The following is a 16,485-nucleotide window of genomic DNA, read 5'->3' as shown; positions in this document are numbered from 1 at the left end:
GTTAATATTTACCGGTAAGACCTATGAAGATATCTTCCAATGAGAGGTTACGCTCTTCTTCTACTATGACCCTCTCTCCTCCGGAAAGGGTAGTAAGAAGCTGTTCTATCTCTTGGGAGGGTAAGAAACTAAAGAGTTCGACCCGCTTACTTAACAGCCTCGACGGCTGGTACAATGCTTCATGCTGTGGCAGATCATCATGGTTCCACTCAAAGGTATAGCGTCTGAATCTCTCCATAAGCTCGCCTACACTCTTCTGTACAATGATACCTCCATATCCCATTACGATACAATCGTCTATGAGTCTCTCCATATCCTGTATGATATGGGAGGTCAAAAAGATGGTTTTCTGCGTTCCGGCTGTGTACTCTTTCAGTATATCGGTAAAGAGTCTGCGGTAACCGGGATCCAATCCGAGCGAAAAGTCGTCAAGGATAAGCAGATCCGGCTCTTGAGCCAATACTACACCAAGGGCCACTTGAGAACGCTGACCGTTACTCATTGAGCCTATGGTCTGGCGAGGATTGACCTTTAGTCTGGAAGTGAGTGTATGATATATTTCACTATTCCAAGCCGGATAGAATGCGCTGTAAAAACGCTCCAACTGCTCTATACGCATAAAGTTGTACTGAACGTGCCCCTCTATCAAAAGTCCTATACGGGCTTTAGTAGCAGGAGTAAGTCTGTGACACTCTTCTCCAAAAATGGTACAAGATCCGGAAAGAGGCTTCAGGTAACCGTTCAGGATGTTTATGGTTGTCGTCTTTCCTGTTCCATTCTTTCCCAATAATCCCATGATTCGTCCCTGAGGAACAGAGAAGTTGAGATTTTCGTAGATGATACGCTTGCCGTAAGCATGAGACAACTGCTTACACTCAATAACATTAGACATAAAAGTGATTGTAATACACAATAAGTGATAAACTTTGAATACAAAAATGTGTCGGAAGTCTTCGGATAATTAGAATGAATATGCAATGTTGCATGTTCCTTCAAGAGCCTGTCCTAATCCTCTCCAATGCAAAATCTGCACTGTTCCTCCCAAGACCACAGCATTTTGTTTTTTCGCTCCGACCGGTAGCCGAAACTCTTGTTGAAGAGCATAAGCATCATCCGCTCCACGCCTAAAGAGCAGACGATCTCGCTCTATTATATATGTGGGCTGCTCTTTATTGAGCTTCTGTTCATGTTGTCCGGAGATAAGATGCCTGCTTCTGAACATTGTATGGCTGTATAGTGTTTCGTTCCGGTTCTTCCAGCGCAGACTCAATACCGGAGAAAGGCTGCTTTTATCAAAGGATGAAAAAAGAGGTTCACTAAGATGACGAGCATTAAAGTGCTGTTTCTCGTAGTCCAGTGATGTGGAAAAGATGCTGTTTTGAAAATGTTGCAGCCACTTGATTCCGGCAGTTAGATCATACTGAGACTCGGCATAACTCTGCTGAGAAGCGACTAATACCGGTTTAGTCAAAGAGCTGTGTTCGTCTATCTGAACCCTCTTGTAGATTCTCTCTTCTCCCTCTTTGGTTTGTGTTGTGTATGTTCCGTGCAGGGATAGACGGGATCTGCTCCAAGACCAAATATCTGCCTGAAAATCGGTACTGATGCTTCGCCCTCTAAGTTCACTGAGATAAACACCGGCGTCTCTCGTCTCTAAACGGGAAGATGTTCGGAGGTAAGAGAACCCGAGCAAAGCATTTCGGGAAGGCAATATCCATGCTCCCCGTCCGGAAAGAGCCGTGTATTTGTGGCGGTAAGCTCCGTTATCATTTTTCCCTGAATACCTGAAGTTGTACTCTCCAAGAGGTCTCATGATATAAATGAGCTGGGATGAATGCGGCACCAGAACACTATAACTGAGTTGCTGTATCTCCTTTTGTATTACCGTTCCTGCCGTTAAGATGCCGAAACGATTAAGATTCAAACTTACAGAAGATGCGCCATCAACGGTGGAAGATAGATTTTGAACTCGCGGATCTTTCCTGCTATACCGAATCTCTCCTTCGTATCCGGCAGAAAGACCGATAGAAAAAAGACGATTCAGTTTATATCCTGCATCAAAAGAGAGAGTATAGATCTCGGAGTTTGCATTCTGCCTTACGGTATCCGCTATAATGAATGGATAGAAACGATCCGAGTGATTGCTCAAATTGTGCGATAGCTCTTGCTCTCTCTTTTTTCTGAATTGTGCCATTCCTCTCAAGGAGAACAGCCTGCTATCTTTTGCTCCTTGAGCAAAAAGAAGATAAGAATCTTCCCTCTTTGGAATAGAAGATAAGATGCTCGGATAAGAGCTTTTTGAGATATAAGAGACTCCTACATCGGATGGTTTTCCCTTAGGAGCAAAAACAAGAAGAGAGGGCAGCCGGAGCTGCTCACCCACAAGATAATGCAGAGAATCGCTTCTCCAAGTCCAATCAAGAGTAGACGGAAGAGAGGCAGAACTCCTCTGCTGACCTGAAACCTGAGATACAGATGAAACTCCCAGTAAGACTGACAGCAGTAGAAATATTATTCTTCTGTTTGGATGAACGAGTCTCAGCAATACCATATCTTTTTTATTTAAGCCAAGTCCACCTCTTCCCTTTATTCGGAAAGAGGTGGCAGCTCAATGAGTTAGTTAAATAGATTATCCCGACTTACAGAAGAGAAGATGGTTTATCTCTTTCAAAGTCATTCTTAGAGTCGTTGGTATCTACGCATACAACGCGATTGTCCTTGTTTGTTGTCTTACGCTGTATGGTGAATCCTTTACCTGTCTCGGAACAGAAAGTATGAGACTTATCCACAGACGATGGCAATGCTTTTGTTATACCGTTTTCAGCGTTGAAAAGTTCCACACCATCCAATATCCAAGAAGTAGGAATTACAGGTCTCTTAATGGGAGGAATAGTAGGATTAGGGAATGGGAACATCTTTGCATGCTTCTCAAACAACTCTTCCTTGCTCATGTTCAACTTGAAGATAAAGTAAGATGTAAAGCCTCTTGAGTGCAAAGCTGTAATAGTTCTACTCGTTTTGAAAATGATCTCCATGTTAGGAACATCAGGATTGTCTGTTAACTGATAAAGATCATTAGGCTCAAACCACTCGAAGTTTGCTTTCTTCGACAAGTTCGGAGCATTGCTTGCAATCTCATTATGATTCTTAGCCTCCATACAGATCACAATCTCCTTACCCGGTTCCACAGGATACTTTGTCCCATCTCCCGGTATCATGAATGCAAAGTCGGCAACAACTTCATTAGGCAGATATTCACGATATTTATCACTTGAGATCTTAGTGTTTGAAGCAGTCCCTACAAAAACCAGCTTATCTGCGTATAGAGTTACATCCGAATTGTTACGGAGAATAAGGTAGTGCGCAAAGTTATAAGACTTCTTTGTCTCATTATTTGTGGCACCACTGTAAAATATCTCACTTATCACAAATGTACTACCAGTATGGCTAAGCAACATATCCATTACGATATTATCACTCTTCGGAGTAATAGCCACGTTGGAAAGTAAAGCTGTGTATGTGTATGTTGTTTTAACGCTACCCTCTGCCGTGATGTCGTACACACCATAAGGGATTAGCTCTTCTACCTTCTTATCTCCCTTGATACCTGTTATTAGAATCTCCTTGCCGGTATCCTTGTTAAGGATTTTAAGCGAGATGTTATCCAAGATATTCTTATCCCCTTCAGGCATTCTGAAAGAAAAGTTTACCACAACGGTATTTTCGGGTATCTCTCTTTTAAGATCGATGGAAAGTTCTGTCAGCTTTTCTGTTATAGCGAAGTTGTCGATGGCTGCACTATACTTGTGTTTAGCATCTTTGCTTCCTTCTGCGCTGATATCATAGTTGCCAAGCTGAAGTTTTACCGTCTGCTTCTCGTTGCTTTTGAGATTATTCAGAACAATCTCCTGATTTGTGCTCTTGTTTACAAACTTGAGTGTTACGTTGTCAAGATTACCCTCAACATTTTCGGGAAGAGTAAAAGAAACAAGAAGATTCTTGTAAATAATCTCTTCGTGGTCTTTCTTACATCCCACTGTTGCTAAAGCTATCAGCATAGCAACCAAAAGAAATTTAATCTGTTTCATGAATTTTGTTTTACAGTTTATGATTAAAAGATTAGTAGTTCATTTATAGACGTAGCCGGATCTCGCTTCCAAAGAATGGAGTACGCCATGCCTGGTGTGTTGTTTTAAGGTTAGACTCGTATATCGGATCGTAAGTGATCAGATTGTTTACATAGAAAGAGACCTTCAATCTCTTTCCTATCTCTTTCGTCATTTTCAGATTAAGAGAAGCAGAGAGAGGTTCTGTCCAGCGTTCAAACAGATGGTTCGGTACCGGGATAAAGAGTCGCTTCTGCAACGGATCGTTTTTATCGAGCGTACTTCCCTCGTGTTGTTTTCCATACTCATCTACCCAATATACCGGCATTCCGCCATAAGGCAAATCTTGTCGAGCAGTAAACCAAATCGTCTGAATATTGCAAGAGAATATCATCTTAAGGTAAGGGATGTGAGTATCTGTACGCACAAGAGTATGAAGTCTCTCGGTATCCGTATCATTTCGCCCTTCATAGAATCCTACGTAAGGGTAGCTCCTTCCATTGAATATTTCCGAAGGTCTGTAAGCGGTAGGCAGACTATTACCATAGAGAGTCTTATACCATGAACCTTGTACCGTGATGTTGGTCTTAAGACTCTCTATTCTGGGGAAACGAAGCAAGTATTCCACTCCCCTTTTAAGCACTTTGACGCTGTTGTCGGGAGTAGAATATCCGGAAGTCATATCTATTCTCTCCTTGTTGAAAAGATCCAGTGTGGGCTTTCCCTCTCCCACTACACCGTCATAGGTGTATCTGTTGTATGGCGTATAGGCAAGTTGTGTGCGATTTTCAAATCCGGCAGTAGTAAGATGTCTGAACAGATTGATGCTCAACTCTGCCTCCTTCCAACTCATATTCACACCAAGTTCAAACTTATCCTCTCTATTCGGGCGAAGCGAGCTATTGACGCGATCCACCACATAAGTACGCACCCATAAGAGTCTGTTTTCCGGTTTCTCATGGTAGTAGTTGGCCTCGACAAAATCCATATATGCCCTTTCTGGATAGAGGTATCCTAAGGTTGGCATCTTCAAATGACGCCCATATCCTCCGAAGATACTGCTTCTAAAGCTCGAGCCTGCAATCTTAATCTCCGGAGCTGTAACGGATATCTGCGCTCTCGGCTCTATCAGAAATCGTTCGGAAAGATAGCGGTCTGTATTCCGGAGAGCTAGCTCTTGAGTGGCTCTTAATCCGGCACGAACTTCTCCTTTCCACCCGTTTCCGAAATAGTGTCTAAGCGTCTGCTCGGCAAAAAGAGCGAGAGGTACTCTTGCAGGAATATCTCTATATGCGATGGGACGAGAAGATAAAGACGAACCGGGATTAGGAGGTAAAAGAGGATCGTAGACTGCTCCCAAGCCGAAGTTTTTCTCGACACGCAGCTCCGCACCCAGCATCAGAGTACCACTCCACTGCTCACGCATAAAACGATGAGTGGATCTTACCTGAGAGAAAAGCTCGAACGGTCTGCCATCTGTCTTGAATACAGAGAAATATGTCGGCGGAAGATAAGCCCCTTCACCCTCTCCGGTCTCTTTCAGTATAGGCTGTACAAGTGTGCTTTGAGGCGATATGTATCTCTCCTGATCTACCAAATCGTGAGTATAAGAAAGAGACAAAGTACCTTCTATCTGCTCTATAAGATTTGTCTGAGGACGAAGAGAGAAGCGTCCGTTCAGCGTGAAGCGGTCGTAAGTGTTACGATAAATCTCACGAGAAGTCATGATCTCCGGATCAAACTTCTTCTGATCCAATGTACCCGTATAAGCAAAAGACAAAGAGGTATTAGGCTTCCACTCTCCTCGTCCGGAGTATGAATGTTTAAGAAGTGCCGTTATACGGCGATAGCCCGATATGGGACTGACGATATTGCCCAAAGAGTGTGCGTAGTCCACTCCTCCGTAGAAGTTGTGTTCCCTGTTCAGGTTATACCCTTTGCCCAAAGAGAAGAGTTTGGTATAGGGATCGGCTTGAGCTCTGATCTCCCAAGGGCTTCGTCCTACTTTCGTATTCAGGACAACCACTCCGCTGGTGAGGTTTCCATACCTCACGGAGGGGATTCCCTGTATCACTTCTATACTCTCTATATGGTCTATGGATATCTCTCGGAGGTCTATCCCTCTGTTCATGGTACTTTTTTCGGACAGGGCTTGATTATGATTTCCCATCCCTTGCAGGTTGGCATCATTGGATATAGGAGCATCGTCCAACACGATAGCCGTTCCCAAAGCACTATTTACGGAGTTTCTTGTCTCTCTCATCTGAATCTGCTGAACGCCCCTAAGTCCCGGATTACGCACGAGACCACCCGGAGTGAGAAGGAGAGCATCCTGCAGTCCGGTCGGCTGCAGATAGTCGAGAGCCGTCTTACTGATTTTGGTATGACCTGTCTGTTTGGTGGATCTTCTACCCTGCACCTGAACGCCTTCCAGAGCATAAGAGGAGGGATGAAGCATAAAGGTAACCTCTTTGTCACCGGCAAGCGTAACCACAGACTCGTGAGACTTGTATCCCAAATAGGATATCCGAAGCGTGTATCTCTTATTTGGCCGGAACAGACGTATCTGAAACCGCCCATCCGAGCCCGTTCTTAAACGCAGCTCCAACTCCTCAACCTCCACCCTTGCCATGGACAAAGCTGCCTTCGTCTCAGCATCCAAGACGATCGCCTTAAAGATATGGGAAGGCTTTGCTACCTCTTTTTGTTCAGCAGCAACACTCACGCCACACCATACAACAGAAGCGAGAATAAAAGCCCATAGCAGATACATACTTTTCATCAGGGCGAATTTAGAAAGAGTTCACATGGTCAAAAATCACAACATATAGGTAAAATCCGACCTAAAATACCTACATATAACTATCCCCTTTACGCATCGGACAACAGAAAAAAGCATGAGACAAATCCCCTTACCAATGAAAAAGTCTTTCCCCAAAAACACAAAAACAGATCAAGACTTCTTCCTCCGGGATGAGCGGGCACATATCTCTGAGATAGGAAAAGAGAAACAGGAAGAGAAAAACGGAAAGAACAGATTTATAAATAGGCACAGGATAAATCCCTGCCATAGGGAATAAAAATAGTATATCTCCATAGCAATCTTAATAGTATTTATTCTCCTTTTTTGGGGGCTGATTGAGCAGACTTTTCAAGGGAGTTTTTATATAAAAATGAAGTCAGAAAAAGCTCCGAAAAATGCGAATCTCTCCACACCTTGTTACAGATCAGAAGTGAACAATAAGCCATAAATCACTCATAAACAGCAATATATAAAAATATCGTATTCGAGAACTTTTCTCCTCTCGGTCGGATTTAGGGGCTGTTTTTGCGTTAATTGGTGTAAAATTCAATAAAAATTCTAAACACGTTAATCGAATCCGGTAAACGTGTTTAATGAAATCACTAAACGTGTTCATTGAAAAATTAAACACGTTAAGCCGACAAAATATCCTCGTTTAGCTTTTTCGCTTAACAGGTATCAATAATAATGTTAATAAAACCGGGCCGATTTAACAGTTTGGTCATGCTCCGGAAACACCCTCTTTGAAGCAAATAGAGAGAGGATAAAAAAGTGAGCATTTTTCGGGATGGAATATATAAAAATGCTCTTCTAAAAAGGGCTGAAAACAACATCGCTCAAGAGAAAATAAATTCACTTGAGCGATATTATATTTAAGCCCTTTCTTATATAAGAAGTATGCTTCTATTTGAAAGTCATAATCACATCATTTCATCCTTATCCAAGACTGGCGTCATCACAATGTTTTCACTACTACATCCGGTCCAATCCGTTTGAAGCATACCATCAAAGAGCTATTACAGCTTACCTCCGTTTGCCTTCAGAGCCTCTTCCAAAGCCACCTCAATGGCTTGTCCGCGAAGTCCGCGCTTTACAATCTTGCCTTGTGGATCTATAAGCATGATATAAGGAATACCCTGAACACCATAAAGAGTTGGAGCTTCTTCGCTAAGCATCTGTGACCAAGGGATCTCCATATCTCTTACAGCGATCTTGTGATCCTCTACCTTGTCCCACACAACTACTCCGAGGATTTCAAGTCCAAGAGGTTTATACTTCTTGTAGACCCCCATCATTCTCGGCATTTCCTGTCTACACGGCGCACACCATGAAGCCCAAAAATCCACTAAAACATAGTGCCCCTTGCCTACATATTCGCTAAACATCTTGGATACCCCATCTGCATCTTTTCCGGAAAAGTCGGTAAACAGATTTCCTTCTTTCGTTTTTTCTGTATTCTCTATCAGTTCTATCTGAGCCTTAACTATCGGATAGTTCTTAACGTAATCTCCTGCAAAAGGAATGAACCTATTGGCTAGTTCCGGTTTTTCAATGATTAAACTTGAACAATGGCTCCAAATATAAGCTCCGACAGGATCGTTAGGATGCTCTTTAAACATCTTTACGGAGTAATCCATGACCTCATCCTGATAAGCCACAATGCTTGCCTCTTGCAGGCTATCAATATTCTTGCCGATAAAGATAGAGTCATGGTCAAAAGAGTCGATATACTTCATGGTCTTAATCTGAAGCTCTTCAAGATTAGACAAATACTCAAAAAGAGCCTCGTTAAGTGGTGTCCCTCGACCGGAAACATCTGCAAGATTCAACGAGATCTCTCCTGATTCCAATATCGCTGGAGCAAAAAAGCCACCATGATCTTGTTCTATATTAACAATGGAAATACTGTCAATTACCTCTCCTTCAAATCTGAACGAATTGTTTTCTATCTTGGCACTATCCAATATTCTGTTTTGAGTATCGTACATATAGATATACTTCCCGTTGGCTTCTGCCACATCGGGTATGGTACCCTTTATGAAATACTTATCGGAGGTCGTCTTTTGAGAGCATGCACTCCCCAATACAACTGCAAGAGCAATGCTTGCAGCAAAAAAAATCTTCTTCATGTAAAAGATGTGTTAGGTTGTCTATATTTCTTACACGTAAATCTGCTTCTAAAAGTTTAGCTGTTAGAGGATAAACAGATCGTATCATCACGCAAATATAAGGATAATAGCTAACAAACGGCACGACCTTAAAGAATAGCAAGACAAGCAACAAGAATATTAAATATATAATACATATATTTGCATACGTACTATACCTGCAAAATATCAATAAGGAATAAAGCTATGATAAATCATGAGAATAAGACTCTGCTTCAAGGCATAAGGGAGCCTCTATCAACACACTTCAAACCCATTTTTCGCTTATCTCCTTTTCGCTATCCGGCTTGGATTTGAAGAGAAATAGTTCTCTTTATTTGACACCTATATTAAGAGTTGACTGTATCTACCGGATCACAGGAGTCTTTTTCTACTCTACAGACTGTGGGGAAAAACTCTATCAAATAACATGAATAATATGGACTCTTCTTGTATTCTTTCTTATGGTACTATTTAGGCATTACAATACTTCTATTGTACAGCATGATCCAAAAGAACTCTTTAGCTTTATCACCTAATTTTCCTCTTTTTCATCCCATACTATCAATTTTTTCAGGACACATTAGTTTTTTCGAGAGCCATGTCAAGAGCCTCTATAAGTTTTTGCTTTTCATCGCTACCCACCGTTGAAAAACGCAAAAGAGGAATCTGATATAAAACCAGTATATGATCTTTTCTCAAGTCTCTCTGATACTGCTCTGTCTGCTTATTATGGTATAAATATCCATCTGTTTCTATAGCCAAAACCGGCTTTTTGCTGACACGATTGATAATGAGAAAATCAACATGAGTACCATAGTTTGAAAAGTAAGTCTTCTCTTCTTCATCCATAAGAGACGTATCCCTGATGATGCGGTATAGTGGTACATGACAAAGCGGAAGCAAGTGATTATATTCACTGTTCTCTGTGAGGACTTTATCTATCAAGGCAAATGTTAAGTTCTCAGAATCATAATTGGAAATCTTTGGATGATTCTTAATAAAAGCCAAACGTTGTTGGGTATAATGGCTATACAGATAGTCAAAAATAGAGTGAATCTTACTCTCCGTTATCGCAAAATTATTGTACTCAATATAAGATAGAAGTTCGCTTATATTGCCTTTCAATTCCTGTTCATTACCGGAAACAACCAAACAAAATCTCTCTTTTGCTCTTGAAATGGCCACATTCAGAAGATTGGGATCATCACTAAATTCCGTGATCTGATCATCTACAACACTCATGATTATAGTATCCTTTTCTCTTCCTTGGAACTTATGAATTGTTGCCGACTCGACGTCCGGAATCTGTTGTTGCAGCTCCTCAATCTGTGCGTTATATGGAGCTATAATTCCAATATCTTCAACATCAGATAAAACAGGTAATACTTCTCTCTTTATTACATCTATTTCCCTTTGATTATAATGGTTACGTTCATGATTTCCTAAAGATGTCTTAACAGCCCAGAGCGTATCCGGAGCGTCGCTATCCTCTGTCATAATCAAAAGATTTCCACCATAAAACTTTTGGTTGCAGAAGTTGATAATACGAGGATGACAACGATAATGTTCTCTAAGTAGTGTCTGAGGAACATTCGGAACAATCTTGCAAATAGAGTGTAAAAAACTATTCTTAGCACAATCGTATCCTTCCGGAATATCAAACTCTTTGGCTATAAGATCAAGCTTTATTCTATCCTCTTTTGTAACGACATTGGGCAACTGCAATGTATCCCCTACAATTATCGCATTTTTAGCACAAGACATGGCTAAAACTCCGGTTTCAACAGAAACTTGAGAAGCCTCGTCCATTATGAGATAATCAAACAGAATATCGCCGACAATACAGTTTCGTGAAGAAAACGTTGTACTTAGAACAACCGGATACTGCTCTAAAAGAGACTCATAATCGTCCTCCAAGAATAAAAAAGGAAAGACAGTACGAGGCTTCTTCTCATACTTATTGAACAATTTATCCCTAAAAAGCTGCAATGAAACCTGATTAAGTTCTTCAGCCTCTTTCTTGGCATCGTAAGATCTTAGAGATGTCTCTAAGCTTACAATATTTGCTTTCAGTTCAGCGATCCTATGTATATAAAATAGTCTCTGTAGTTCCGGAATGATTGTACTTAATTTCTCTTTTTCAAACTGCATATCAAGCTTCAGAAAATACTTTCCTACCAAGCTCATCCATCTCCATTTCAAAGCTCCTAATAGCTTGGACAAGAAGTTGTGAGAAAGAGATTTTTCATGAGCTTCATACTCCTGAAACTGTATCCACAAACGAAGAAAGTGTGACGATTTTACAGATTTCAAGGGTTGTTCTAACACTCCCTCATCAATCTGTTGCTCCCTACAAAAGTGTTTCCATTCCAATTCAATGGACTGTAACTCTTGCTTCGACATGGCAAGTTTTTCTTGCCAAGAAAAGATTTTATCAAGCTTAGATAGTGTAGAATCAAGCCTATTTTTCACCATTCGCTCTTCCAACCGGCTGAACTTCCACTCTTTTATTTCTACCGGAACCTGAGGTTGATTGGCCATGAACAGATCCCGATTCTCTTTTTTTCCTAACGGAGCAACTATGAACCCAAATCCAAACTTGTTCAACTTCTCATAAACATTGGCTATTGCCGAGTTATTATTAGACACAACCAATACCGTCTGATCCCTCTCTACAATATTTGCAATTATGTTCAGTATTGTCTGAGTCTTTCCCGTACCCGGAGGCCCCTGAATAACACTGATCTGACTTTCAAAAGCCGAAACAACCGCTTTCTTTTGGCTGGCATTACACCCAAATGGGAAAATCAGTTTTGAACTCTTACTCTTCTTTATCCCTCTTCCCGGATTCAAGTAAGAAGCCAAAGCAATATCCTTATCTATAAAGCCGATACTCTCATAATGTCTCTCAAGAATTCCTTCACTGCTCTTACCCTCTTCTTTACCTAAAATATTAGTTGAAGCTACCGCCTTCAGGTACTCAAAAACATCACTTGAACGTTTATCTTTAAGACATGACTCTCTAATAACCAGCTCGCCATCAACAAGGATCTGCTTATAGCCGTTTTTATGTGTTACATGCCAATAATTCCTGTATCCATGAACAAAAACCAAGACCTTTTCTACATCGTAAACTCTCTTGTTACGAATATAAATACGACTATCGCTGATATCGACACCCCTCGGATCTTTTAACCAAAGAATACTCTCACAGCTATATCTGTACTTCTGATCGGATCCGTGAAACTTGACATAATACCACTTCTCTTTCCCATGGATCCACTCCACTTGAGCAGTCTTATTCTCTCCATGTATAAATATAAGATTCTTTGAAGTATCTATCATGACATCTCTATTTTGGGGACATAAATACTCTAAACAAAAAAGCTTCAATACACTAAAAGCTTTTATTAAAATATCGCTTTCCTACGAATGTACAATATCTTTTTCATTTACAAAGAGAGAAACGTGATCAGTTTGAATCAAATAAAGTCCAGATAGAAAACAGGAGTAAATCCCCCCAAGCTCTACGGTACATATCAACGAGTGTAGACAACACTGGGTCAATAAAATTCGTATCTTGGAACTCACAGCAAGATCTCACAACTCTTCACAACAATGAAAGCGAAGCTCATACTCATACTCCCTCTCATCCTCCTCTCTATATCGTGCCGACTAAAGGCGCAGACAAGCCCATTCTTCAACTTTGAAGACGTGTATCACGAATCTTTCATCGGCATCGGCTTTGGCACACTGAAAATGCAAAAAGAGATGGCACCTAATCTCGGTATCGCTCTAAACATCAATCTTTGTGGAGGCTTCATCAGCTACATGATCGGGCTGCCCAGAGAGCAACACTCCACTCGCTTAGGAGAAAAGATCAAGACTAAAGGTACACTTCTTCACGCCGGTTATCAGATCCCTATACACGACAGATTCCGAATTGCTCCACTAATCGGCTACGCCTCATTCCGAAAATATGGCACTGATCTTTCCGAGAGAAAGAGAGGATTCGACTTCGGAGCGATGATGATCATAGACCTCAAGCACCTAAACCTGTATGCAACATACACAAGATTTGGATTCTACGCCGGATGCTCCATTGATGTAGGAAAATATCTTCCACGAACTTTCCCTCTGTGGTAACTCAAAAACGTTACTTGCCGATGCAGCATCATTACCTTTCTATCACTTAGGCGATTAGCCATTTAATCGGTACAAAGCCCCCTAAAATAAATGGAAAAACAGTTTTATCTCACTGTTTTATAAGGGTTTACATACTTGTACCGCATAGCTTAGTTCTCTGTCTTTCAATCTCCTTTTGGGTTTTGTGTTCTGTAAATCAATAGATTACAACACCTCCCATTTGTGCTCAGCACGCTTGCTCACTGCAAAAGTACCTATTTTGGAGCATATCAAAGCAAAATGATGCAGGGAAAATATTATAATCCTCCCCATTGGATATAATTCCTCATTTCTCTGAAATAATATCCCCGAAAAGGGGCATAATAGATTTATATTCCATATATTTGCCACTGATAAGGTATATAATACTTTTTCAGAAGAATTCGAATGCCAAATCACAAGTAAGTAAATGAATATGGGCAAAAGCTATAACATACCTACATTGCCTCTCACCTTTGATGTAGAGAGCAAAGAGATATTACGACAGGTGAACAAGGCCAATCGAGCTTTGGCGGAATTAAAGGGGATAGCAGCAACAATTCCTAACGAAGCGATACTGATTAGCACCTTGACCCTTCAAGAGGCAAAGGATAGTTCCGAAATAGAGAATATCGTCACAACGCAAGATGATCTCTACAAAGCTGAGATAAATATAGAGAAGCAACTTATAACAGCGGCTACCAAAGAGGTCCTTAGGTATCGAGAAGCTTTACAGCGAGGATTTGAATTGGTTAGAAAAGATGCTCTATTAACCAACAGCAGAATAAAGGATATTCAAATGCACCTTGAGGGAAATAGAGCAGGTTTTCGTTCACAAGCAGGGACAATGCTAAAGAATAGTCAGGGAGAAACCGTTTACACTCCACCTCAAAATATAGATGATATAGAGAGGTATATGGCAAACCTTGAGGCTTTTATCAATAATCCTGAGATGTGCGAAGTCGATCCTCTAATCAAGATGGCGATTATACATCATCAGTTTGAGAGTATACACCCCTTCTATGATGGTAATGGACGAACGGGGCGTATTATCAACGTGCTCTATTTGGTGATAAATGACTTGCTTGACTTGCCAATTCTCTACCTGAGCAGGTATATTACTCAAAATAAATCGCAGTATTACTCCTTGATTCAAGCTATTAGGGATAAGGGCGAAGATAACTCGTTGGAGTGGGAAGAATGGATCCTTTTCATTCTTAAAGGAGTCGAACAAACGGCTCGCGACACCATTCGATTGGTGCAAGGTATCTCTAAACTAATGCAGGAGTATAAGCAGATTCTGCGTCCACTATTTGGCAAGAACTATAAACACGAGTTGCTCAACAATCTATTTTATCATCCTTATACTAAAATCGAGTTTATGCAGAGGGACTTGATGGTTCAGCGTAAAACGGCTACTAAGTATTTGAATATGATGGTCGAAGAGAGAGTTTTAATTGTTGTAAAGATTGGAAGAGAAAATTATTACATTAATCATGCTCTTATGGACTTGTTTCTTAATCAGGGTTCTGCATTACCACGACAAGATGAAACGATAGAATCGGTGACAGATAATCAATCACCTTTATGATGTGTACCTGAAAAGCCTTTTTCGGGTACACATTTTCGAAATATGTACCCCAAAGAGGCAAAATGGGTACATATCCTTGGGACGTGTACCCGAAAACGGCATTTTGGGTACATATTCAGAGTATGGGACTTCAAGTAATTGATATAAATGATGCAAGCGAGGACAATCATAGCGCAGTACGTGAAAGAGATGCGCAAGAAATATAAACTGACGCAGGTAGACTTATCAGAGAAAGCAGGAGTAGGACTACGTTTCATTCGTGAACTGGAGCAAGGCAAGACCACACTTCGCCTTGATAAAGTCAACAAAGTATTCGAACTCTTCGGCTCAGAGTGTGGCCCCGTGCCGATAAAACGAGAAGGAGATGAAGTATGAAACAGGCTATTGTTTACTGGAAGACATTTAAGGCTGGGATTCTCACAGAAAGTGATGAGGGCTATTCCTTTGCTTACGACAAGGACTATCTGACTATGCCCGAAGCTCAAGGCATAAGCCTAACAATGCCTTTGCGAGAAGAGCCTTTCCAAAGTAATCCTCTTCATCCATTCTTTGACGGACTTATCCCAGAGGGATGGCTTTTAGACATAGCCCAAAAGAATTGGAAAATAGAAGCAAGAGATCGAATGGCTTTACTGCTGGCTTGTTGCCGAGACTGCATTGGGGCGGTAAGTGTTGAACCTCTAAATACGGCTGAAGATGAAGAATAAATGCCTATACTGCTACGAACCTTTGGTTGATGGAGAGGTGGATTACCATGCAAAGTGTTGTCGTAAATTGTTTGGGACAAACCAAGCGCCGATATTGCCTTATACAAGTAGTGAGGTACGAGCATTGGCAGACGAGGTTGTTCGTTCACAAACCACAATTACAGGAGTACAACCCAAGCTATCTCTTGATTTTGATCAGATGAGCCATTTCCCCAAGCGATTTACCATTGTGGGCTTATGGGGGCGATTTATTCTTAAACCTCAAACAGAGCATTATCCGCATCTCCCCGAGCTGGAGGATGTATCGATGCACCTTGCTGAGATTGCCAAGATAGAGACAGTTCCTCATGGACTGATGCGATTCAGCGATGGCGAACTATGCTACATCACTCGTCGCATAGACCGAACAGGGCAAGGGGAAAAGCTCCCAATGGAAGATATGTGTCAGTTGTCAGAGCGTTTAACGGAGTATAAATACAAAGGCTCACACGAGCAGATAGCCAAGCTGATCTCCAAGTATAGCTCTGTGCCGAAACTTGATCTTGTCAAGTACTGGGAGCGGGTACTCTTTTCGTGGCTGATAGGTAATGCCGATATGCACCTCAAGAATTACTCGCTCTATGCTCCAGAGGGGAACGAATATCAACTAACTCCAGCCTATGACCTGCTGTCTACGGCACTTGTTATTCCTGAGGATACAGAAGAATTGGCACTGACCCTCTGTGGCAAAAAGCGCAAACTCACTCGCCAACACTTCCTCGAAGCGATGACAGCCTCTGGACTGGATGATAAAGTGTGTGACAATATTTTCGCTCGCTTCCAACGTATCCTCCCCGAATGGAAAGCCTGCATCCGCCAGAGCTTCCTCCCTGAGGATATGCAGAGGCAATACATCGAGCTTATTCATCTCAAGCTCACTCAAATTTAAGATTATCCCCAATCGCATTACTTTTGCACATGAGAG

11 protein-coding genes are annotated in these 16,485 nt (G+C 41.4%); 5 read left to right on the top strand and 6 right to left on the bottom strand.

Going from position 1 to position 16,485, the window contains the following annotated elements:
* Nucleotide 1: 1 nt before the first annotated feature.
* From HQ43_RS08230 to HQ43_RS08205, 6 genes are all read right to left on the bottom strand, one after another.
* A complete protein-coding gene (locus HQ43_RS08230) occupies nt 2-892 on the bottom strand; it encodes an ABC transporter ATP-binding protein (RefSeq protein ID WP_036792073.1) in 891 nt (296 codons plus the stop codon).
* A gap of 69 nt (nt 893-961) precedes the next feature.
* A complete protein-coding gene (locus HQ43_RS08225; RefSeq protein WP_036792070.1) occupies nt 962-2,551 on the bottom strand; it encodes a DUF6850 family outer membrane beta-barrel protein in 1,590 nt (529 codons plus the stop codon).
* Between the two features lie 88 nt (nt 2,552-2,639).
* Nucleotides 2,640-4,088: a DUF4876 domain-containing protein gene (locus HQ43_RS08220; RefSeq protein WP_036792067.1), complete on the bottom strand. Its 1,449-nt coding sequence runs from the start codon at nt 4,086-4,088 to the stop codon at nt 2,640-2,642.
* 43 nt (nt 4,089-4,131) lie between these two features.
* Nucleotides 4,132-6,888: a TonB-dependent receptor gene (locus tag HQ43_RS08215; RefSeq protein ID WP_036792064.1), complete on the bottom strand. Its 2,757-nt coding sequence runs from the start codon at nt 6,886-6,888 to the stop codon at nt 4,132-4,134.
* A 1,037-nt stretch (nt 6,889-7,925) separates the two neighbouring features.
* A complete protein-coding gene (locus HQ43_RS08210; RefSeq protein WP_036792061.1) occupies nt 7,926-9,038 on the bottom strand; it encodes a TlpA disulfide reductase family protein in 1,113 nt (370 codons plus the stop codon).
* Nucleotides 9,039-9,629: 591 nt separating this feature from the next.
* The gene (locus tag HQ43_RS08205; RefSeq protein WP_036792058.1) at nt 9,630-12,404 is read right to left on the bottom strand and encodes an AAA domain-containing protein; all 2,775 of its coding nucleotides are present in this window, start codon (nt 12,402-12,404) and stop codon (nt 9,630-9,632) included.
* Nucleotides 12,405-12,677: 273 nt separating this feature from the next.
* Between HQ43_RS08205 and HQ43_RS08200 the strand changes: the two genes are divergently transcribed.
* From HQ43_RS08200 to HQ43_RS08180, 5 genes are all read left to right on the top strand, one after another.
* The gene (locus HQ43_RS08200) at nt 12,678-13,205 is read left to right on the top strand and encodes a hypothetical protein (protein ID WP_036792055.1); all 528 of its coding nucleotides are present in this window, start codon (nt 12,678-12,680) and stop codon (nt 13,203-13,205) included.
* Between the two features lie 448 nt (nt 13,206-13,653).
* A complete protein-coding gene (locus tag HQ43_RS08195) occupies nt 13,654-14,814 on the top strand; it encodes a Fic family protein (RefSeq protein ID WP_081964576.1) in 1,161 nt (386 codons plus the stop codon).
* A gap of 150 nt (nt 14,815-14,964) precedes the next feature.
* A complete protein-coding gene (locus tag HQ43_RS08190) occupies nt 14,965-15,189 on the top strand; it encodes a helix-turn-helix transcriptional regulator (RefSeq protein ID WP_036792834.1) in 225 nt (74 codons plus the stop codon).
* Nucleotides 15,186-15,521 (top strand): HipA N-terminal domain-containing protein, encoded by a 336-nt coding sequence (locus tag HQ43_RS08185; protein ID WP_036792052.1) that lies wholly within the window; start codon nt 15,186-15,188, stop codon nt 15,519-15,521. The genes HQ43_RS08190 and HQ43_RS08185 overlap by 4 nt, the downstream gene beginning before the upstream one ends.
* Nucleotides 15,511-16,449 (top strand): HipA domain-containing protein, encoded by a 939-nt coding sequence (locus tag HQ43_RS08180; protein WP_036792046.1) that lies wholly within the window; start codon nt 15,511-15,513, stop codon nt 16,447-16,449. Before HQ43_RS08185 ends, HQ43_RS08180 begins: the two co-directional genes overlap by 11 nt.
* The last annotated feature ends 36 nt before the right edge of the window (nt 16,450-16,485 follow it).

Source organism: Porphyromonas canoris, assembly GCF_000769115.1.
Classification (GTDB): domain Bacteria; phylum Bacteroidota; class Bacteroidia; order Bacteroidales; family Porphyromonadaceae; genus Porphyromonas_A; species Porphyromonas_A canoris.
Note: the sequence above shows the minus strand (reverse complement) of the source record. Positions and strands in the feature narration are given on the sequence as shown.

Excerpts from the sequence above, each read along its gene's own strand:
- HQ43_RS08215 (WP_036792064.1), bottom strand. The coding sequence starts at position 6,888 with ATGAAAAGTATGTATCTGCTATGGGCTTTTATTCTCGCTTCTGTTGTA.
- HQ43_RS08220 (WP_036792067.1), bottom strand. The coding sequence starts at position 4,088 with ATGAAACAGATTAAATTTCTTTTGGTTGCTATGCTGATAGCTTTAGCA.
- HQ43_RS08205 (WP_036792058.1), bottom strand. The coding sequence starts at position 12,404 with ATGATAGATACTTCAAAGAATCTTATATTTATACATGGAGAGAATAAG.
- HQ43_RS08195 (WP_081964576.1), top strand. The coding sequence starts at position 13,654 with ATGAATATGGGCAAAAGCTATAACATACCTACATTGCCTCTCACCTTT.
- HQ43_RS08200 (WP_036792055.1), top strand. The coding sequence starts at position 12,678 with ATGAAAGCGAAGCTCATACTCATACTCCCTCTCATCCTCCTCTCTATA.
- HQ43_RS08185 (WP_036792052.1), top strand. The coding sequence starts at position 15,186 with ATGAAACAGGCTATTGTTTACTGGAAGACATTTAAGGCTGGGATTCTC.
- HQ43_RS08180 (WP_036792046.1), top strand. The coding sequence starts at position 15,511 with ATGAAGAATAAATGCCTATACTGCTACGAACCTTTGGTTGATGGAGAG.
- HQ43_RS08230 (WP_036792073.1), bottom strand. The coding sequence starts at position 892 with ATGTCTAATGTTATTGAGTGTAAGCAGTTGTCTCATGCTTACGGCAAG.
- HQ43_RS08210 (WP_036792061.1), bottom strand. The coding sequence starts at position 9,038 with ATGAAGAAGATTTTTTTTGCTGCAAGCATTGCTCTTGCAGTTGTATTG.
- HQ43_RS08225 (WP_036792070.1), bottom strand. The coding sequence starts at position 2,551 with ATGGTATTGCTGAGACTCGTTCATCCAAACAGAAGAATAATATTTCTA.
- HQ43_RS08190 (WP_036792834.1), top strand. The coding sequence starts at position 14,965 with ATGCAAGCGAGGACAATCATAGCGCAGTACGTGAAAGAGATGCGCAAG.